Raw genomic sequence first — 19,251 nt, 5'->3', positions numbered from 1 at the left:
ATATAATAAGGATGATAAAAGGTTAGAAAAGCCCGCCATCGTTGACATCGTGGTGTATGAGGTGTATCTTAAAATAAGCTTTAAAACGTGTGATAACAGATGAGAGGCTGTTATTGGGGGGATAATTTTGGTTGCCATTCAGGAAACAGAACTTAGACAGGGAATTCTTGAGGCGATTGAGCGGGCCAAAGGACAATCTCAGTCGGTTTTGGTCAGCGAAGTCCATAGAATAAATACTATAGATCCTTTTTATTTTTTTGCTTCAGGCAGGGAAAAGTTTTTTGGAGAACGCTTTTTCTGGAAGGATCCTGAAGGGGAACACTTCCTTACTGGATTGGGTATATGCGGACAAATACAGTCGGATCAGGGAGCTGACCGCTTTCTTCATGTTGAAAAAGAGTGGAAGCGCTTCATGGATACGGCATTGGTTTTTAATAAATATAATGTAAATGGAACGGGGCCATCGATGCTTGGTGGATTTACCTTTGATCCTCTGAAGAAGAAAACAGGCTTATGGTCCAAATTTTCGGAAGCTCTTTTCCACATTCCAAAATATATGCTGACGATTGTAAAGGGAGAGGCTTATTTTACAACCAATGTAGTCTGCACCCAGCATGATGATATGTCACTATTTGATAAAGTCACACGGGAGAGGGAAGAGGTTCTTTCGAAGGCTGGACAGAAACCAGCGCTAGCCAGACTTGATTTTAAGGATATTATCGAAATCGATCCTGAGGCGTGGAAGCAGACAGTAACTGATGTTGTAGACGGTTTTGAAAATAGCGAATTGAAGAAAGTCGTGCTTGCGAGGGAGCTTCGTCTTCATTTTACAGATGAAGTCCAGGCAGAAAGTGTTCTGGCGAACCTTTTGGAGAATCAACAAGAAAGTTTTGCATTTGCTTTTGAATCCAATGGTGACTGCTTTATCGGAGCTTCTCCCGAAAGATTGGTCAAAAAGGATGGGGCTAGTCTGTTCTCAGCCTGCCTGGCAGGTTCGATCGCCAGGGGGAATACTCCTGAAGAAGATGAAAAGCTTGGTGAGGAACTCTTAACAGACCAGAAAAACCTGATTGAACACCAATATGTGGTGGATATGATCAGGGGTGCAATGGAAGAAACCTGTGATCAGGTGATTCTTCCTGAAAAGCCTGTTTTGATGAAAATGAAATATATTCAGCATTTGTATACACCTGTCATCGGTAAAAATCGGGAAGGGACATCACTTCTTCATTTAGTGGACAGACTTCACCCGACTCCTGCATTGGGCGGGTTGCCGAAGCAGGCAGCGATCGAGAAGATCAGGGAAATCGAACAGCTGGACAGAGGCCTTTATGCTGCACCTGTTGGCTGGATGGATTATCAGGGAAATGGTGAATTTGCCGTAGCGATCCGCTCAGGCCTGATTCAGGGAAATGAAGTGTCACTATTTGCCGGCTGCGGCATCGTGGCAGATTCAAATGCCGATAGTGAATATAAAGAGACTAGCATCAAGTTCCGGCCGATGCTTACAGCACTTGGAGGAAAGATCACATGAGCCACCAGGAAGGTTTAACAGCTTATATCGCAGCATTTGTTGCAGAATTATCGAAAACGGGTGTAAAGGATGTTGTCATCAGTCCTGGTTCGAGGTCAACGCCAATGGCATTGGTTATGGCTGAGCACCCAGACTTGCGTATCCATATCCAGGTCGATGAGCGATCTGCTTCCTTTTTTGCACTTGGAATTGCAAAGGCTACCCAAAAGCCTGTCGCCTTGCTTTGTACCTCGGGTACTGCTGCGGCGAACTATTATCCAGCGGTGATTGAAGCCAGTATTTCAAGGATACCGCTGATTGTCCTGACAGCAGACCGGCCGCATGAATTGCGTGATGTCGGTGCGCCGCAGGCGATTGACCAGATTCATCTGTACGGCAAAAATGTAAAATGGTTTGTCGAAATGGCACCGCCTGAAAAAACGGAGGATATGATTCGCTATGCGAGAACTGTTTGCGGAAGGGCAGCGGCTACTGCAGCAAGTTATCCGCAAGGACCAGTCCATCTGAATTTCCCATTCAGGGAGCCATTGATTCCGCTAATGGATGGTAACTTGTTCGAGCTGCCTGAGCGCGTTGGCGGTTATGTGGAAATCGAGACCGGCCACCTCAGTCTATCAGATCAAACGTTTGCTGCGATCAGTGAGGATATCTCTTGCTATCAGAAAGGGATTATTGTTTGCGGGCAGCTCGACAACAGTGAATTTACTGAGGAAGTCATTGCTCTTGCAGACAGATTACAGTTTCCGATCATCGCGGATCCCCTGTCACAATTGCGCAGCGGAGAGCATGATGGACAACACATCATTGATGCCTATGATGCTTTTTTAAGAAATGAAGATGCCAAGGAATCGCTGAAGCCTGATGTCATCATCCGATTTGGAGCAATGCCAATTTCTAAAGCTCTGACTATTTTTATAAAGGAAAACCGTAATGCACGCCAATTCGTTGTCGACAGCGGTGCAGGCTGGCGTGAGCCTACGATGTCAGCCTCTGATATGCTGTACTGCGACGAGGCTTTGTTCTGTACAAAACTTAGCGAGGCTGCTTCACCAGCAGGCAAGTCTGACTATCTCGAAAAATGGCGCTCTCTAAATGAACTCGCCAAAGAACAATTATCGGCTATCTCTCAAGTTGAGGAGTTAAGTGAAGGCAAGCTATTCCAGCAGCTTACTGAAATGCTTCCAGAAGGCTCAACATTATTTGTTGGAAACAGCATGCCTATCAGGGACCTTGATTCGTTCTTCCTATTAAATAAAAAGAATATCAAGGTAATGGCAAACAGAGGGGCGAATGGAATCGACGGTATTGTCTCCACCGCACTTGGTGTAGCAAGTGTATCGCAGCCATGCTACCTTGTATTGGGCGATCTGACATTCTATCATGATTTAAATGGCTTACTGGCTTCAAAATTATATAATATCAATATCAATATTTTGCTGATCAACAATAATGGCGGAGGAATCTTCTCGTTCCTGCCTCAGGCAAAGGAACCGAAGCATTTTGAAAAGCTTTTCGGTACACCATTGGACCTGGATTTCAGCCATGTTGTCGAAATGTACAACGGGAAATATGATTTAATCAAAGATTGGGAGCACTTTTCAGGGACCTTTGCCAAAAACCAAGAGATTAGCGGCTTAAAAGTGATGGAAATCAGGACAATGAGGGATTCCAACCTGAAGGAACATCGAGATTTGTGGAATTCTGTTTCCCGGGAAATAACTTCCATGCTAAAAGGTGACACAAAATGAAGACCTTGATCAACGGCGTACGATATCATGTCGAGCAGTGCGGCGATGGTTTTCCCCTTGTGTTGCTTCATGGATTTACTGGCGCGGCTTCTACTTGGAAGCCGTTTTGTCCTATGTGGGGGAAGCATTCAAAGCTTTTGATGGTTGACCTTATTGGACATGGCGAGACTGAATCGCCAGGCGATACGGAGCGATATGACATCCAGAATGCCGCAAATGATTTAAAAGTGCTTTTAGACCAGCTGGGCATTGAAAAAGCGGATTTCCTTGGGTACTCAATGGGTGGCAGGACGGCGATCACGTTTGCGAGTCTGTATCCAGAGAGAGTAAGGAAGCTGGTTCTTGAAAGCACGACACCAGGGTTGGTCAACTTAGAGGAGCGTGATGCGAGAATTCAGCAGGACTACAAATTGGCAGGTAAAATCGAGCATGAAGGTCTGGAACCATTCATCACTTTTTGGGAATCGATCCCGCTATTTCAGTCGCAGCTGAATCTTACGGCTGAAGTAAGGGAACAAATAAGAAGTCAAAGACTGAGGAATGATCCTGTTGGACTGGCTAACAGTCTTAGGGGAATGGGGACAGGAGCCCAGCCTTCATGGTGGGACCATCTGGAGAACTTCGATTTCGAGACCCTTCTGATTACAGGGGAGCTTGATGAAAAGTTCTGTAAAATAGCCGCAGAAATGGCTTCCATACTCCCAAATCCGACACATTTGACTATAAATAGCTGCGGCCATGCAATTCATGTGGAAGAACGTGAAAAATTTGGTACAATAGTAAGTGAGTTTTTGTCGAATACATAATAGGAGGTTGTCTAAATGACAGTTGAATGGGTTTCTGAACGCAAGTATGAAGATATTCTGTATGAAACATATAATGGCATTGCTAGAATTACCATTAACCGCCCGGAAGTGCGCAACGCTTTCCGTCCTAAAACGGTTATGGAAATGATCGATGCATTTGCTTATGCACGTGATGATTCAAGCGTTGGCGTAATCGTGCTTACTGGTGCTGGAGACGATGCATTCTGCTCAGGCGGAGACCAGAAAGTCCGCGGACATGGCGGTTACGTTGGTGAAGATGAGATTCCTCGCTTGAATGTCCTTGACCTTCAGCGTTTGATCCGTGTGATCCCTAAACCGGTAATTGCTCAGGTTAAAGGTTACGCAATCGGCGGCGGACATGTGCTTCATGTCGTATGTGACCTGACAATAGCGGCTGATAATGCAATCTTCGGCCAGACAGGCCCTAAAGTAGGTAGCTTTGATGCTGGTTACGGTTCAGGCTACCTTGCAAGAATCGTCGGCCACAAAAAGGCTCGCGAAATCTGGTTCTTATGCCGTCAGTACAATGCCCAGGAAGCTATGGACATGGGTCTTGTCAACACAGTTGTACCTCTTGATCAGGTTGAAGAAGAAACACTCAAGTGGTGTGAGGAAATCCTTGAGAAGAGCCCGACAGCACTTCGTTTCTTGAAAGCTGCGATGAACGCTGATACTGATGGTCTTGCTGGACTTCAGCAGATGGCAGGGGACGCAACATTGCTTTACTACACAACAGAAGAAGCAAAAGAAGGACGCGATGCGTTCAAAGAAAAGCGCAAGCCAGACTTCGGCCAGTTCCCAAGATTCCCTTGATTAAGCTCTTTTCGTTACTTGTTGCTTGCTCCCTCATGTATAGCTCTTTTCGTTCTGGAAACTCACAAAAAGGGCCTAATAATGAGGACGGCAAACATGGTACGATAAGCAATACGATTTTAAAACTGCAACAGCTTGATGGACCTCCATCAAGCTGTTTTAGTATGTAGAGAAGAGGTGACATCGATGACTGAAACCATGCCAAACTGGCTGAAAAAGCGGGCAGAACTGTCTCCCCATCGAGAAGCACTGGTCTTTGAGGGGCGCACATATACGTTTTCGGAAGTTTTTGAAGAAGCGAAAGCTTATACTGGCAAGCTTGGAACACTGGGTTTACATAAAGGATCTACGGCAGCGGTTCTGTTTTCTAATCAAGCGGAATCTGTGTTCATTTTATACGCTTTACAGATGACCGGGATCAAGGCTGTGATTTTGAACAATCGACTGACATCGGAGGAGCTCACATGGCAGTTGGATGATTGTGACGCTGAAGTGCTGGTATATGAATCCTGTTTTGATGATAAAGTAACTTCGATTAACTCAGGAATCAAATTCGTCAGTACTGATAAACTGAAGCGGCTAGAGGTTGGTGATTCCTTAGTTGTTGAAGAATACGATTTGAACGAGATCACGACAATCATGTATACCTCAGGCACGACCGGCAATCCGAAGGGGGTCATGCAAACATATGGCAACCATTGGTGGAGCGCGAATGCGTCTGCACTCAATCTCGGTCTTTATGAACATGATAAGTGGCTTTGCACGGTCCCTATCTTCCATATCAGCGGCTACTCTATTTTGATGAGGAGTCAGATTTATGGCATGCCAGTTGTTTTACATTCATCTTTTGACGAAAAAAAGGTAATCGAGGATATCGAACGATACAAGATAACCATCATGTCCGTTGTCAGCACGATGTTGAGACGAATTCTTGAAGAACTGGGAACAGGAAGATTGCTGAAATCCTTTCGTTGCATGCTGCTTGGGGGAGGGCCAGCACCGCTTCCTTTGCTGGAGTCCTGTCTCGAAAAAGAAATCCCTGTATTCCAGACCTATGGCATGACCGAAACTTCATCACAGTTTGCGACCTTATCTCCGGAATACAGCATTGAACGACTTGGATCTGCGGGTAAAGCGCTATTTCCTAACCAAATCCGGATTGTTGATGGTGATGGCCAGGAGGTTCCTTCAGGTGCTGAGGGAGAGATTGTAGTCAAAGGGCCGAATGTGACGATCGGGTACCTGAACCGCCCCGATGAAACTGCTGATAAAATCCGCGAAAGATGGCTTCATACCGGTGATATTGGCTATATCGACTGCGATGGTTTTTTATATGTCCTTGACCGCCGTTCTGATTTAATCATTTCAGGCGGTGAAAATATCTATCCTGCTGAAATCGAAGGCATTCTGCTTTCCTATCCTGGTGTTGCTGAGGCCGGTGTGATTGGAGCGCCAGATGAACAATGGGGACAGGTGCCAGTGGCTTTTATTGTAAAAAGTGAACCGGGGGCCTCAGAAGAAGACTTGCAGGACTTGTGTGAACGTAAACTCGCAAAATACAAGCTCCCGAAAAAATTTTACTTTGTTGACAGCCTGCCAAGGAATGCCGCGAAGAAATTATTAAGGCGCAAACTCCGCGAGTGGCTCGCAGCGGAAGGTGATGGCATTGGATATTAAAGCCGTTAAATTAGCCATCATCAAAATGCCGTTGAAGTCCCCTTTTACTACCCATCTGGGTTCAGTTACTGAGAGAGAAGCGATCATCGTCGAGGTTGAAGACGGAAATGGTTTTATTGGTTGTGGGGAAGGCGTGGCCTTTTCATCTCCATGGTACACCGAGGAAACCGTCCAGACTTCATACCATATGCTAAAGGATTATTTAATTCCTATTTTGAAAGAGAAGGGGATCAGCCACCCTGTTGAAGCTTTCGCACTGTTCAGTTCCGTGCGCAGAAATCATATGGCGAAGGCAGCGTTGGAAACAGCGCTTTGGGATCTGCAAGCTAAGAAAGAGGGTGTCCCATTATCCGCGCTGATTGGGGGAACTACGGAAGCCATCCCTGCAGGTGTGGTGGTAGGTAACCCGAGTTTAACGGAAGCACTTAAACAAATTGAAGGCTATCTTAAACAGGGATTCAAGAGGGTAAAAGTAAAAATCAGTCCGGAAGATGATTTTCACTTTATATCAGAAATTCGTAAGCAGTATCCTAATTTGCCGTTAATGGCTGATGCCAACTCGGCATACTCCTTGAAGGATGTTGACCGCTTAAAAGCCCTGGATGAGTTCGGGCTGCTGATGATTGAGCAGCCGCTTGGTTTTGATGACATCGTTAATCATGCCACGCTGCAGAAGCAAATTGATACACCTATTTGCCTTGATGAAAGCATCGTGACATTTGATGACGCTAGGAAAGCAATCGAGCTCGGCAGCTGCAAGATCATCAATATTAAAATCGGCCGAGTGGGCGGCCTAGGGGAAGCGAAACGGATTCACGATTACTGTCATTCCAAAGGAATTCCAGTCTGGGCAGGCGGGATGATCGAGTTTGGCATTTCCAGAGCGCAAAATATCGCTCTTGCATCGCTCCCAGGCTTTACGATACCAGGTGATATCTCCGGTTCAGACCGTTATTGGGAGCAAGATATCATCATGCCGGAAATCAAAGTAGAAAACGGAATGATCAAGGTGCCAGACAGTCCGGGTATTGGCTTTGAACTGAACAGGAAGAGAATGAAGGAAGTAACTGTTTTTGAAGAACGTTTTGAGTTTTAGAATGCGGAGAGCACTGCTGAGGCAGTGCTTTTATTATTTTATAACTGGAAAAAATCAGCGATAATTTCCAATTCGCTATAAAAAGTTGATTTTCGCTATAAAAGTTAAAAAGTCGCTATAAAAGTTTGCTTCTCGCTATAAAAATGAAAAAGTCGCTATAAAAGGTGAAAATATCGCTATAAAAATGAAAAAGTCACTATAAAAAGTGAAAGTATCGCTTTAAAAACTATTGTTAGCCCTTTTTTCATACAATTATGATTGGTCTAAACAGTCATATCTCCAAATCTGGTTCATTTTTATCATGAAACGGGCTTGGAATATAGAAAGTACTAAACAATAATCCGATTCGAAAGCACTATTTTACAATAGTGTGATTTGAATCACTTAGTCTGCTGAAATAATTTATTATAATCACTATGGGAATGAGGTAAACAAACCTCGACGAGAAGATATAGACATAGGGGAGTGTATATTATGCTAGATCAAAAAACAATTGAGATCATCAAATCTACAGTACCAGTACTTGAAGTTCACGGTGAACAAATCACGACAGTATTTTATAAAACGATGTTTGAAAATCATCCGGAGCTTTTGAATATTTTTAACCATGCGAACCAGAAGCAGGGCAGACAGCAGAGAGCTTTGGCTGGAACTGTCTATGCAGCTGCAAAATACATCGACAACCTTGAAGCAATCCTGCCGGTTGTGAACCAGATTGCTCATAAGCACCGCAGTCTTGGCATTTTGCCTGAGCATTACCCGATCGTAGGAAAGCACTTGCTGATGGCGATTAAGGAAGTGCTTGGCGATGCGGCTACAGATGAGATCATCAATGCCTGGGCAGCTGCATATGGAGTAATTGCTGACGCGTTCATCTCTGTTGAAGCGGAAATGTATGATGAGGCTGCAACCCAGAAAGGCGGCTGGAAGGACTTCCGTCCATTCATTGTTGCGAAAAAGGTCGAGGAAAGTGAAGTTATCACTTCTTTTTACCTGAAGCCGGTTGATGGAAAGGAAATTGCTTCATTTAAGCCAGGACAGTATATCAGCATCAAGCTTGAAATCGAAGGAGAAGATTTCACTCATATCCGCCAGTACAGCTTGTCGGATGCTCCAGGGAAAGACTATTACCGCATCAGCGTTAAAAAGGAAGCTGGCATGGAAACTCCGGATGGCAAGGTATCGAATTACCTTCACAATACAGTAGAAGAAGGAGAAGTCCTCCAAATCAGCGCACCGGCAGGCGACTTCTTCCTCGATACTGAAAAAGATACACCAGTTGTCCTGCTAAGCGGCGGCGTTGGCCTGACTCCAATGGTCAGCATGCTGAACACAGTAGCTGATTTGCAGCCGGAAAAAGAAGTGACTTTCATCCACGCAGCCCAGAACGGCAAAGTCCATGCACTGAAAGATGAAGTTGCTGCAACTGCTGCAAAGGCAAAGGTGAATTCAGTGGTATTCTACGACCAGCCAACTGAAGAAGACCGCGAGAATAAAAGCTTTGACGTTGAAGGTTATATTACGAAAGAATGGCTAAAAGAAAATGTGGATCTTGCTCAATCTGATTTCTATTTCTGCGGTCCGGTACCATTCATGAAAGCAATCAACGCAGCATTAAAAGATCTTGACGTTACAGAAGATAGAATTCACTTCGAATTCTTTGGTCCAATGGCAAGTCTTGAGGCTTAATTAACAGTTTGCTCCCTTCTATTAAACCGTTCCGTTTTAGGGTGCATATCTTTTAAATGACAATGAAAATGGCGTGTAAACTGACAACAGTTTTGACACGCCATTTTTCTAGTTTAATTGCATTTTTGGATTTAAAATATAATGGTTCGTATTAAACATAAGCACCAGTTAGTTGAAGTTTGTTGATGATGACCTATTTGTTTTGAATTCCAGAAAATCTGGTACTCAAGTAAATAAATAAGCCTCCAATTAAAACGGCAATGAAGTAATAAATTTCTAACCCTAAATCTACACCCGCTGGAACTGACTGTTCCGTAGAGATACCCAAAATCAGAGTACCTACTATGACTGCTAAACCTATGATTAGCAAAAACCATTTTAAGAACATACTAATTTTTTCACCCCCTTCAATGTTTCCAATACATCATTTCATCCATATTCGTTGTTTCACTCTTCTGCTTCTTTAGCTCAATAAGGAATTCAACAAAAAAGGCGTTAATCCTTTCTGAATCACAAGACTGGAAATTCAACAATGTATAGATTAAACAAATATAGCCATTAAAATTAAATCTTGATAACAGTCTTCAAATTTTACACCTTTTATTTTTCTCCCTTCTTCAACAAATCCCATCGTTTTATATAAATTTATAGCCCCAATGTTACCTTCCATTACTTCTAGACAAACTTTTTCAACTCCACTATTATTTTTGGCCCAATTGATTAATGTTGCTAATAATGCTCTTCCAATACCGTAATTACGAAACTCAGGGAGCACTGTCATTGCAAAAGAACCTTGATGGCTAATTTTCTCTTTATCACCGCTTTTAAATTCAATAGCACCTACCAGTTCACCGTCAACTTCAGCAACAAATTGGACATTATTCTGATTTTGATCATAAGTCTTTAACAACTTCTTCATATCTTCAACAGTAAGCTTCTGCAGTTCCTCAGCAGTACTTAGCATATACGGGGCATCCTTTAATGCTTTTGTTCCAGCTAATAACATCCTTTCTGCATCCAATATGGTTACTTCTCGAACTGTGACAGTTTTTTTATTCTTAGTATAGTAAGTGATGAAATCAGCAGACATGATACAAACTCACCCTTTTCATGTTCTCCATTTAGGCTTAATTTCTATAAAACAGGCAATAATCCCTTTTAGAATCTAATTAAATGAGAGTGGGATTTATTATTTGAGACTATATTTGTTCTTTTTTTATTCAAGATAAACTAATCCTTATTCATACAGATAGGTAAGGGTTTGAAGTTATCGCTCCCTTTTCCCCCTGTTCACACCGTACATGCGACTTTCACCGCATACGGCGTTCCAACTAATCCAATTCAATTTAATCACCAACACTTCAGAAACCTTAGCCCTTCATGTCTCAATTCTTCCGTTTTAACAAGTCGGTGCCTCCAGTACGAGGTAAACCTCTATTAGTCTCACAAGAACCTTATTAACCGATAAAGACTTGCCCTACATGATTAAATGATTCTTCATTAGTCTAGTGGCTATCCCTCCAGGCTGATTAGACCTTTCGTTGGTACTGTGCCACCACTTTCACTGACATAAAGACAAGTTATACAGCAACTAATGTCATTACTGCTTTCCCTGCCACCGCTTCTTCGGGAGTAAGCCCTCCACGTTATCAGCTTACAACGTTGAATTATATCTATTATAGAATGAACTTAGGTGCTTCCTGTAAGCCTGTTAGCATTCATACGCCTAGAACGTATCATGGATTTTCATATTAGTTATTCTTACTCACCCACAGCTACCTCACAATTTGGTGATATACACATTTCTATGTATCGCAGTTCTAGACCCGTACATTCAGAAGTTCGCCAGCTTAACCTTTTCTTTTAGGTTTATTCGCATTCTCACCATATTCATTCAACTCAAGCATCATGATTTACACCACCCCATCGGGTAGGCTTTCGTCAGCTTAACCTATTACGGTAAATTCTCACGCCTTTTCACCGAGTTTATAACTATCATTCTTATTAAATCCAGTGCTACTCGACTAAGAGAGAACCCTTCAGGGCGTTACCCCATCATTTGATTCTTCGATATAACCCTTCAGCTCTGTAAGGAACTGCCTGACCTTTACCTGATGATTGTGACCAATCTCAATTTAAGCCAGAAACATTTCGCACAACATAACTGCCTCGTTAGCTCAATAAGAAACAACTGCCTTAATCCTTCTTGGATTAAAGCACCCTTACCTTAAATTATAATGGTTCACAAACCTTTTAAGTCCTGTTAACTCACAGAATTAATTTATACTCCAAGTAATGCATCGGCAATTATTTAAGCATATAATCAATTCTAAAATGTATCCTTTATCTTTCAACCTCAAAGTTAAACAAGTTGGCAAGTCTGACTAACTCCTCAGAATCACCCTGCTTTTTATTCAACAACCCCTTATTAGTCATATAGTATACATAATTTTTGGTAACGATATATAACGCAGCTGTTCCATATTCTGTTGTAGTAGGTTCATGTAGGAATGCCCGTTGACCTGAAACACTTATTTCCGTGACTTTTGTTCCGTAGAGGGGATGTTCGGGAAAGAAATACCTACTCATTTCTTCAACTGATCCCGTTTCATTCTTTGTATAATGTACTGAAATAAACCTTCCTTCTGAAGTCGGGTAAAAGGCCTGTGTAAATATTTGTTCTTTACTACCTATATTTTCAACAGATACTGCAAGGAGTGGTTCTCCTGAGATTGTATTAATCTCCTTGTAGGCATCCATTGGATAAACGACATATTCCATTCCTTTTCCGGTTAAAACCGGTGTCTCTTTCCCGTTGACCACTTCCATTGTATACAGCTTTTCTTCTTTTGATAGCATTCCTGAAACAAATGAATCTTCATTGCCCAATTGAATAATGAGCAAAAAAAGAAGAGAAAAAGTGATACTTATAGTTGATGCGTAACCGATAATTTTGAAAACTCGAGATTTAACCTTTTCCTTATAGATTTGCCTTTCCAGTTTTCTCCTGACTAAATCGGCTTGTTTCTGATTCCATTCCAAATCATATTCTACTTTCTGAAGAGCACGATTATAAGTGTTCAATTCACTTTGTATGTTCATTTAACTCCGACTCCTTAATCAATCTTTTTTCCAAAGCTAACATCCCACGATGCAATGTGGACTTTACTTTACTTTCCGAACAATTCAATATTTCCGCTGTTTCGGTAATTGAAAAACCCTTGATCTTTCTAAGGATGATAACTTCCCGGTGCGATTGTTTAAGTGCACTTAATGCTTCGTGAATTTCCTTTGAACTTTCTTTAAGCTGAACAACATTTTCTGGCAATAGTTTAATGTCAATTTGAGGTTGGAATAACTCTTTAAAAAAGCGAATTGGCTTTTGTTTTCTCATGTGGTCAACAGTCACATTATGAGCGATACTGAACAACCATGTTTTTTCGCTAGAATCACCTTTGAAAGTATGATGGTATTTATAGGCCTTAAAAAATGTTTCCTGAGTTAAATCCTCAGCTTGCTGATAATCTTTTGTAAGGATAAAAATAAATTTAAAGATTGTTTGATGATACAGATTGTACCACTCATGAATATCCTCTTCCCTGTAGTCAGCCATCTAATTTCTCTCCTTGTTAATTCACTTAATTCTTAGACGTGTGGGTTCGAAAAAGGTTTTGGTTTGTTTTATTATTTTTCATTATATTTTTATCGGCTCCTATAGCAAAAAGAAGGAGCTGGCATAGCAACTCCTTCTTAAATATAACTTTATTGATAGTTTAATTACTTTGAAAATAACGTTCGAGTGACAATGTTAAGTCTTTAAGTTCAGCTATCTCTTCGCTGATCCACTTATTTCTTTCAACAGCTCTTAGAACCTTTTTTGAAGCTGTAAGCAGACTGTTCCCCAGCTCCTCTAATTTGCAAATTGCGGTGAATTCCATTACCCTTTTTTCCTTATCAAATTCGAACGACAATTCAATACGAGATGGACATACTTTTTTCCCAAGAATAACAGGAGTTCCATCCATGAAGTCAAACTTGAATGATTGGCCTACAGAAGAAACTAACAATCCTTTAAATGATTTAATCCACCAAGATAAAATAATTACTACAAAATCAGACCATCCTTCATCGGGAAAATAACGATGGTAATCAACAACAAAAGAAATGTTCCCAATAATATTTTGGTTGAACTCTAGTGAATCTACTTCTACCTCTATAGAAATGGTTTGATCCATTTATATCATTCCCTTATCATAAGGATACCGATAATATTCGACTCCTTACAATGTCAATCCTTCTTCAACATTTCTCCTTCGTTTGATCAATAAGGAATTCAACAAAAAAGGCGTCAATCCTTCCTGGATTAACACTCTTGTTAGTTGAATAGTTCTATTCAATTGCTGCTAATACACCTAAACCGATGACAATTATAGGAACGATTACTAACGTCATTAAAAAGGGGTCTGCCTCTGTTGCTATAAAATTGAAAAATGAAGATATGTATTCCAAAATAAACCTCTCCTGTTTGGTGTAATTTTACACCAAACATAACATTGTGTTGTTTTCGGTGCAATACTTATCCAAAATAAAATCTATTTTGGAAAAGAAGTAGTTGCTCAACGCTTAAAAATAAAGGCTCTTTTCTCAAACTTTGTTGCTTTTGACTACAAAATAAAATTAAATGACCCACTTTTCTTCGCAAAATTGACTCCTTTGTAAGAAAAGAGCATGCCAACTTAATACCGACCTGCAAAATGGCCTTATAATACGTTAAAATCGGCTTTAGGATTTTAACAACAATCTTTACGAAAACAGCCAAAATAAAAAATCTCTCCTATTTTAGGAGAGCTTAGTAGAAGTTGACCGATGCCTGTTACATTAGATGGTGACCGTTAGATCTTATATGAAATTGACCTTGATTGTTACCTGGAATAATAACTGTAATTTAAACCGCCAATTTGATGTTTTGTGAAGGGTTTTTTAAAAAAAGGATATTGACTTCATGGAAAATTCTGAATAAAATACTGATTAATATCTTTTAAAAGCGATGAAGAGAAAAAGTAGAGTGCCCCTGTTTTTTACAGAGAGCTTCGGCAGCTGAAAAGAAGCAAAGACAGACACTTGAAAAATGGTCTCTGAGCTCCGTCCTGAACATGCTTTTTGGCATAAGTAGGATACGGCGAGAATTGGCACTCGTTATCAATGTCACAGTATAAGAGCACGCATTCTCTGCTCCGTACTTGATGAGGCAAATGGTGTGAACCGTTTGCGAAAAAAGGTGGTAACACGTGGGATTCCAAACCTCGTCCTTAACTATTGCAGTTAAGGGCGAGGTTTTTTGTTTTTTTGCTCTTTTTCTAATTTCGTAAGGAGGTCATTCAAATGAGTATTTTTATTGGAGGGGCATGGGCCTATGCAAATGGGTCGCTGCATCTAGGGCATATTTCGAGCCTGCTGCCGGGGGATATTTTAGCGAGATATTATCGCTTAAAAGGAGAACCGGTTTTATATGTTTCAGGGAGTGATTGCAATGGAACTCCCATTGCAATCAGGGCAAAGCAAGAAGGCGTGTCATCAAAAGAAATTGCAGACAAGTACCACCACGAGTTCAAAGAAAGTTTTACGAAACTGGGTTTCTCGTATGATATCTACACAAGAACCGATACAGTGCATCACCATAAGGTCGTTCAGGAAATCTTTCTGAAGCTGCTTGATAAAGGGTTTATTTACAAGAAAGAGATCGAACAGACGTATTGTGAACAGGACGAGCAATTTTTGCCTGATCGGTATGTTGAGGGAATTTGTCCGAAGTGCGGGGCGAACGCTCGAGGAGATCAATGCGATTACTGCTCAAGCGTGCTTGAACCTCTTGATTTGCTGGAGAAAAAGTGTAAATTATGCGGCAATACGCCAACAACGAGAGCAACCGAGCATTTTTACTTTGCATTAAGCTCACTCCAAAATGCATTGGAGAATTATACAAAGAATGCTGAACAAAAACTGCTTTGGAGAGAGAACGCCATATCATTGACCAAGAGGTACTTACATGAAGGGCTGCAGGATCGGGCGGTTTCCAGGGATTTGCTTAATGGGGTAAGTGTGCCGGTAAAAGGTTATGAGGATAAAAAAATTTATGTGTGGATCGAGGCAGTTTCAGGCTATTACACAGCAAGCAAGTACTGGGCTGAAGAAACCGGACTGGATGACGCACCTTTTTGGAATTCCGCCGCTAAGTCTTATTATGTTCACGGGAAAGATAATATCCCGTTCCATTCTATCATTTGGCCCGGGATTCTCGAAGGCCTTGGAATCGAAGCACTGCCAACCCATATCATTTCTAATGAATATCTCACATTGGAAAAGAAAAAATTGTGCCGGATATCATTGAAAAGTACGACCCTGATTCAATCCGCTACTTTCTGACCATCAATGCACCGGAAAGCAGGGATGCGGATTTTTCATGGAAGGAGTTCATTTACAGTCACAATAGTGAATTGCTGGGGGCTTATGGAAACTTGGTGAATCGGACCTTGAAATTCATACAGAAAACATTTGATGGTATTCTTCCGGAAAAGGTGATTAACAAAGAAATAGCAGACAGGGTTACTCTTCTATACGAAGAAACAGGACAAAATATTGAAAAAGCCAATTTTAAAAAGGCTCTGGAAAAAGTGTTCGAACTAGTGAGATATTCAAACAAGTACTTTGATGAACAACAGCCATGGAAGCAGGTTCATGAAGATACTGAAGCATGTAAACAGACTCTCGCAGACTGTGTATATATCCTCGGAAATCTGGCTAATATCCTGGCGCCGTTCCTTCCTTTTTCAAGTGAAAAGGTTAAGGGTATGCTGCAAATAACGGAACAAAGCTGGGGACCGTTATTGGTGAGTCCTCAGAAATTGACGAAGGTAGAGCCATTATTCGAACGTATTGACCCGGATAGGATCAGCAAAGAGCTGGAAGAGTTGAAGAAGTGTGAAAGAATTTGATATAACCACGTTTTTCATGAAGGCACAAAATTATATAAAATTTTGTACTGTTTTTGCGTATCTAAGATTCGGGTAAATGCAGCATAAAGGGGTGAATCTTTTATGCCGTTTGCCAAAATCGATGACTCTCTATCGCTTTACTATCATATAAAAGGAGACGGGCTGCCTGTTGTTTTTATTCATCCGTTTGTGATGGGGCACAATGTTTTTAAGCATCAGGAAGCACTCGCCGAACGCTACAAGACGATCTTTTTTGACTTGGCGGGGCATGGACGAAGCACGAAGGGAAACAAATCTGTAAGCATTGCGGGACTAGCAGATGATGTGAAGAAGATGCTTGACGAGCTAGGTATCAAGAAAGCGGTGCTCTGCGGCTATTCTCATGGCGGATTGGTTGCCCAGGAATTTGCACTGAAGTATCCTGAACGGTCAGAAGCGTTAATCTTGTCCGGCGGTTTTTCAAAAATTGATACTTTTATCCCGAAGCTTATTATCAAGTTAGTGCAGGTAATGGTTCAATTCGGTCAAGTGTCTCTTGCTGCGAAATGGCAGGCAAAGTTTCACCAATGTGATCAGGAGGATGAAAAAGAAATATATGAGTTAGCGCGTCTCTCTGATGCTCATCGTTCGTATGAGTATATTAAATCAGGGCTTCAATATGATTCCAGCAGCCAGCTTCATAAACTGGATATGCCTATCCTTCTGATATACGGTTCATTAGAAAAGCCAATGCATCGTTACCGCATTCCTTTTCTGAAAAAAGCTCCGCAGACACAAGTGGTGTATATAAAGAATGGAACCCATCAGCTGCCGCCCAGGTCTTATCAGGAATTCAATACAATTGTAGACACTTTTTTACGGCCACTCAATGAGTACCAAAAGAAAGAAGCAGGACTGGGTAGGTGGATATGAAGAAAGTTTTACTGTTGGTTGGACCAACGCTTATGATTTTTATTGGACTCCAAGTGCTGGGGAATGTCATAGCTACCTTTATACTCTTTTATAGCTGGCTTCTTGCTGTCCCGTTGCTTGGCCGTGGAATTCAAAGAGAAAGATTCAAAGTGACAGGCAAGGCTGTGATGTTGGGTGTCGGGAGCGGGCTGCTCTTTTTCCTGTTCATTTATGGAGGGTTATACTGGCTGAATATTTATCTTCTGGATATTGATCAGCTGAGGGTGCTGCTTTTGGGGTGGGGTTTTTCCGGACGTGGTGAGATTTGGCTCGTGCTGGTCCTGCTCGTGGCTAATCCAATTCTGGAAGAAGTCTACTGGAGAGGGTATATCTATGAGAAGTTGAGAATGCAAGGGTCATCGAAGTATGCCATTCTGATAACAGCAACTTTTTATACTCTGTACCATTTACTTTCGGTGATTCCAATTTTCGAAGGTTTTTACGGCATTATTGCAGTTGTGCCTGTCTTCATTGCAGGTATATTCTGGGGTTATATCAGAGAGAAAACAGGGATGATAACAGCCGCAATCTTCGGGCATGTACTGAGTGACTTGGGAATCATCTTTGTATATTGGTTTTTGATCAGGTGATTTTAAAAGACCGGGCTATCACCCGGTCTTCTTATTAACTCAACGCTTCAAATGTCTTGCAATCAGTTTCGCGGCTGTTGTCGGCTTGCTCGCCGGAATGGCTGACTACATAGATTTTGTCGGCGCTGCAGAGGTTTCCGTCCTTCCAATAATGACAGTTATTGACTTCACACAATACATCTTTTGCCATCGTTGTACCACTCCTTTTTGGTTGATACAATCTTAGGATGCAGCGAACCAGGAGTCCCTATTCTGGCTAAAATCAGGAAAGCTAAGTTTGTTCTTTTGTTTTTTTCTGGCGTAAATATCGTTTATCCTGCATGAACAGGCTCCAGAAATAGATGAATCCTGGAAACAGAATCAGGAACCCAACAATATAGGTGGTGAATACCGCCCGGAATGAATTTGGGTCTGTAAAAGCGGACTGTATGGTTACTTCTGGATAAACGATGTAAGGTAAATGTGCATTCCCGTAAACATAACTGGCTGCCAGGTATTGCAGCGTAATCATGATAACCGCGAGACGAGGAATCCCTCTGAGCGATTTATTACCAATGGACGGAAGGACGAGAGCAAGGCCGCCAATCAGGAAAAATATAACTGATATTATCAGGATATAGAGATTCTCCATCATGTTATTGTAAATCCAGGCTGCCTCGTTTTTTAAAGTAAGCATGACGGCAAAAGCCATGGCAATTGAAATAGGGCCCATAATTAATGCATCACGTCTATATACATTGTAAGCCTGAATTTCATCTGAAGCTTTTGAGTAATCGGCAAGAAGCAGGGATGAAAGGAAAAGTGTACTGGCTACCGCAAAACCAATAAAAGCGTACACATTCGGGCTTGTAAACAATCGGCCCAGATCCAGGTTTTGAGCTCCATCAGAAATATCGACAAAACCGCCATGTGTGATTGGCAGAACGCTAATAAGTAAGCCAGGAATCAGAATTCCGCTGATGCCCGAAATATAAGTAAGTATCTTCCGATAATCCTCCGCAATATTCGAAAAGACAAGGAAAGCACTTCGCAATGACAATAGCAGCAGAATCATACTGCCAGGGATCAGTAACACAGTTCCCAAAGTATAAGCAGCTCTGGGGAACATGCTGTAAACAGCGACGACCAGCGCAACGATAAATGTATTCGTCACCTCCCATGTCGGTGACAGATAGCGGTTGGCAATATTTGTTGCTTTCGTTTTTGTTTTATTGATATAGACCATTGACCAGAAACCAGCTCCGAAATCCATCGTTGCCATAACAGCATAGATAAAAACGAATCCCCAGAGCACGGTTATGGCAGTTAGCGCGTCAGTCAAAACGGATCATCCT

Annotated in this window: 15 protein-coding genes, 1 pseudogene and 1 other annotated feature; of the genes and pseudogenes, 10 read left to right on the top strand and 6 right to left on the bottom strand. The window is 41.7% G+C overall.

What is annotated here, in order from left to right:
- The first annotated feature begins 127 nt into the window (after nt 1–127).
- From J7E35_RS14590 to hmpA, 7 genes are all read left to right on the top strand, one after another.
- The gene (locus J7E35_RS14590) at nt 128–1,534 is read left to right on the top strand and encodes an isochorismate synthase (protein WP_214780898.1); all 1,407 of its coding nucleotides are present in this window, start codon (nt 128–130) and stop codon (nt 1,532–1,534) included.
- The gene (gene menD, locus J7E35_RS14585) at nt 1,531–3,282 is read left to right on the top strand and encodes a 2-succinyl-5-enolpyruvyl-6-hydroxy-3-cyclohexene-1-carboxylic-acid synthase (RefSeq protein WP_214780897.1); all 1,752 of its coding nucleotides are present in this window, start codon (nt 1,531–1,533) and stop codon (nt 3,280–3,282) included. Before J7E35_RS14590 ends, menD begins: the two co-directional genes overlap by 4 nt.
- Nucleotides 3,279–4,088 carry a 2-succinyl-6-hydroxy-2,4-cyclohexadiene-1-carboxylate synthase gene (menH, locus tag J7E35_RS14580; protein WP_214780895.1) on the top strand — a complete coding sequence of 270 codons (810 nt, stop codon included), beginning with the start codon at nt 3,279–3,281 and terminating at the stop codon, nt 4,086–4,088. The genes menD and menH overlap by 4 nt, the downstream gene beginning before the upstream one ends.
- Nucleotides 4,089–4,103: 15 nt before the next feature.
- Nucleotides 4,104–4,922, top strand: coding sequence for a 1,4-dihydroxy-2-naphthoyl-CoA synthase (menB, locus tag J7E35_RS14575; protein ID WP_214780893.1), 819 nt, complete (start codon nt 4,104–4,106; stop codon nt 4,920–4,922).
- A 186-nt stretch (nt 4,923–5,108) separates the two neighbouring features.
- Complete coding sequence (locus tag J7E35_RS14570) at nt 5,109–6,599, top strand: o-succinylbenzoate--CoA ligase (protein ID WP_214780891.1); 1,491 nt, start codon at nt 5,109–5,111, stop codon at nt 6,597–6,599.
- Complete coding sequence (gene menC / locus J7E35_RS14565; RefSeq protein ID WP_214780889.1) at nt 6,583–7,695, top strand: o-succinylbenzoate synthase; 1,113 nt, start codon at nt 6,583–6,585, stop codon at nt 7,693–7,695. The genes J7E35_RS14570 and menC overlap by 17 nt, the downstream gene beginning before the upstream one ends.
- 474 nt (nt 7,696–8,169) lie before the next feature.
- Nucleotides 8,170–9,384, top strand: coding sequence for an NO-inducible flavohemoprotein (gene hmpA, locus J7E35_RS14560; protein ID WP_214780887.1), 1,215 nt, complete (start codon nt 8,170–8,172; stop codon nt 9,382–9,384).
- Nucleotides 9,385–9,925: 541 nt separating this feature from the next.
- Here the strand turns inward: hmpA and J7E35_RS14555 are convergent.
- From J7E35_RS14555 to J7E35_RS14540, 4 genes are all read right to left on the bottom strand, one after another.
- A complete protein-coding gene (locus tag J7E35_RS14555; protein ID WP_214780886.1) occupies nt 9,926–10,474 on the bottom strand; it encodes a GNAT family N-acetyltransferase in 549 nt (182 codons plus the stop codon).
- A gap of 1,253 nt (nt 10,475–11,727) precedes the next feature.
- Entirely contained in the window at nt 11,728–12,486 is a 759-nt protein-coding gene (locus J7E35_RS14550; protein WP_214780884.1) for a hypothetical protein, read from the bottom strand.
- Nucleotides 12,470–12,997, bottom strand: a complete 528-nt coding sequence (locus tag J7E35_RS14545; protein ID WP_214780882.1) for an RNA polymerase sigma factor — start codon at nt 12,995–12,997, stop codon at nt 12,470–12,472. Before J7E35_RS14545 ends, J7E35_RS14550 begins: the two co-directional genes overlap by 17 nt.
- 160 nt (nt 12,998–13,157) lie before the next feature.
- Entirely contained in the window at nt 13,158–13,619 is a 462-nt protein-coding gene (locus J7E35_RS14540) for a hypothetical protein (RefSeq protein ID WP_214780880.1), read from the bottom strand.
- 803 nt (nt 13,620–14,422) lie between these two features.
- Nucleotides 14,423–14,698, top strand: a binding site (T-box leader).
- 68 nt (nt 14,699–14,766) lie between these two features.
- On the opposite strand from J7E35_RS14540, the pseudogene metG reads away from it, so the two are divergent.
- From metG to J7E35_RS14525, 3 genes and pseudogenes are all read left to right on the top strand, one after another.
- Nucleotides 14,767–16,376, top strand: a pseudogene (gene metG, locus J7E35_RS14535) (methionine--tRNA ligase).
- Nucleotides 16,377–16,478: 102 nt separating this feature from the next.
- A complete protein-coding gene (locus tag J7E35_RS14530; protein ID WP_214780878.1) occupies nt 16,479–17,288 on the top strand; it encodes an alpha/beta fold hydrolase in 810 nt (269 codons plus the stop codon).
- The gene (locus J7E35_RS14525; RefSeq protein WP_214780876.1) at nt 17,285–17,917 is read left to right on the top strand and encodes a CPBP family intramembrane glutamic endopeptidase; all 633 of its coding nucleotides are present in this window, start codon (nt 17,285–17,287) and stop codon (nt 17,915–17,917) included. The genes J7E35_RS14530 and J7E35_RS14525 overlap by 4 nt, the downstream gene beginning before the upstream one ends.
- A gap of 34 nt (nt 17,918–17,951) precedes the next feature.
- Here the strand turns inward: J7E35_RS14525 and J7E35_RS14520 are convergent, their stop codons facing one another.
- Complete coding sequence (locus J7E35_RS14520) at nt 17,952–18,107, bottom strand: DUF1540 domain-containing protein (protein WP_084135575.1); 156 nt, start codon at nt 18,105–18,107, stop codon at nt 17,952–17,954.
- Between the two features lie 81 nt (nt 18,108–18,188).
- Nucleotides 18,189–19,238 (bottom strand): cytochrome d ubiquinol oxidase subunit II, encoded by a 1,050-nt coding sequence (locus tag J7E35_RS14515; RefSeq protein ID WP_214780874.1) that lies wholly within the window; start codon nt 19,236–19,238, stop codon nt 18,189–18,191.
- Between the last annotated feature and the right edge of the window lie 13 nt (nt 19,239–19,251).

Origin of the sequence: Bacillus sp. ISL-45 (assembly GCF_018613195.1) — a bacterium.
Taxonomy (GTDB): Bacteria; Bacillota; Bacilli; order Bacillales; family Cytobacillaceae; genus Mesobacillus.
Note: the sequence above shows the minus strand (reverse complement) of the source record. Positions and strands in the feature narration are given on the sequence as shown.

What these genes read in the sequence shown, in the direction of transcription:
- menC (WP_214780889.1), top strand. Translation starts at nt 6,583, where the DNA reads ATGGCATTGGATATTAAAGCCGTTAAATTAGCCATCATCAAAATGCCG.
- menB (WP_214780893.1), top strand. Translation starts at nt 4,104, where the DNA reads ATGACAGTTGAATGGGTTTCTGAACGCAAGTATGAAGATATTCTGTAT.
- J7E35_RS14545 (WP_214780882.1), bottom strand. Translation starts at nt 12,997, where the DNA reads ATGGCTGACTACAGGGAAGAGGATATTCATGAGTGGTACAATCTGTAT.
- J7E35_RS14530 (WP_214780878.1), top strand. Translation starts at nt 16,479, where the DNA reads ATGCCGTTTGCCAAAATCGATGACTCTCTATCGCTTTACTATCATATA.
- J7E35_RS14555 (WP_214780886.1), bottom strand. Translation starts at nt 10,474, where the DNA reads ATGTCTGCTGATTTCATCACTTACTATACTAAGAATAAAAAAACTGTC.
- J7E35_RS14550 (WP_214780884.1), bottom strand. Translation starts at nt 12,486, where the DNA reads ATGAACATACAAAGTGAATTGAACACTTATAATCGTGCTCTTCAGAAA.
- menH (WP_214780895.1), top strand. Translation starts at nt 3,279, where the DNA reads ATGAAGACCTTGATCAACGGCGTACGATATCATGTCGAGCAGTGCGGC.
- J7E35_RS14570 (WP_214780891.1), top strand. Translation starts at nt 5,109, where the DNA reads ATGACTGAAACCATGCCAAACTGGCTGAAAAAGCGGGCAGAACTGTCT.
- hmpA (WP_214780887.1), top strand. Translation starts at nt 8,170, where the DNA reads ATGCTAGATCAAAAAACAATTGAGATCATCAAATCTACAGTACCAGTA.
- J7E35_RS14525 (WP_214780876.1), top strand. Translation starts at nt 17,285, where the DNA reads ATGAAGAAAGTTTTACTGTTGGTTGGACCAACGCTTATGATTTTTATT.
- J7E35_RS14540 (WP_214780880.1), bottom strand. Translation starts at nt 13,619, where the DNA reads ATGGATCAAACCATTTCTATAGAGGTAGAAGTAGATTCACTAGAGTTC.
- menD (WP_214780897.1), top strand. Translation starts at nt 1,531, where the DNA reads ATGAGCCACCAGGAAGGTTTAACAGCTTATATCGCAGCATTTGTTGCA.
- J7E35_RS14520 (WP_084135575.1), bottom strand. Translation starts at nt 18,107, where the DNA reads ATGGCAAAAGATGTATTGTGTGAAGTCAATAACTGTCATTATTGGAAG.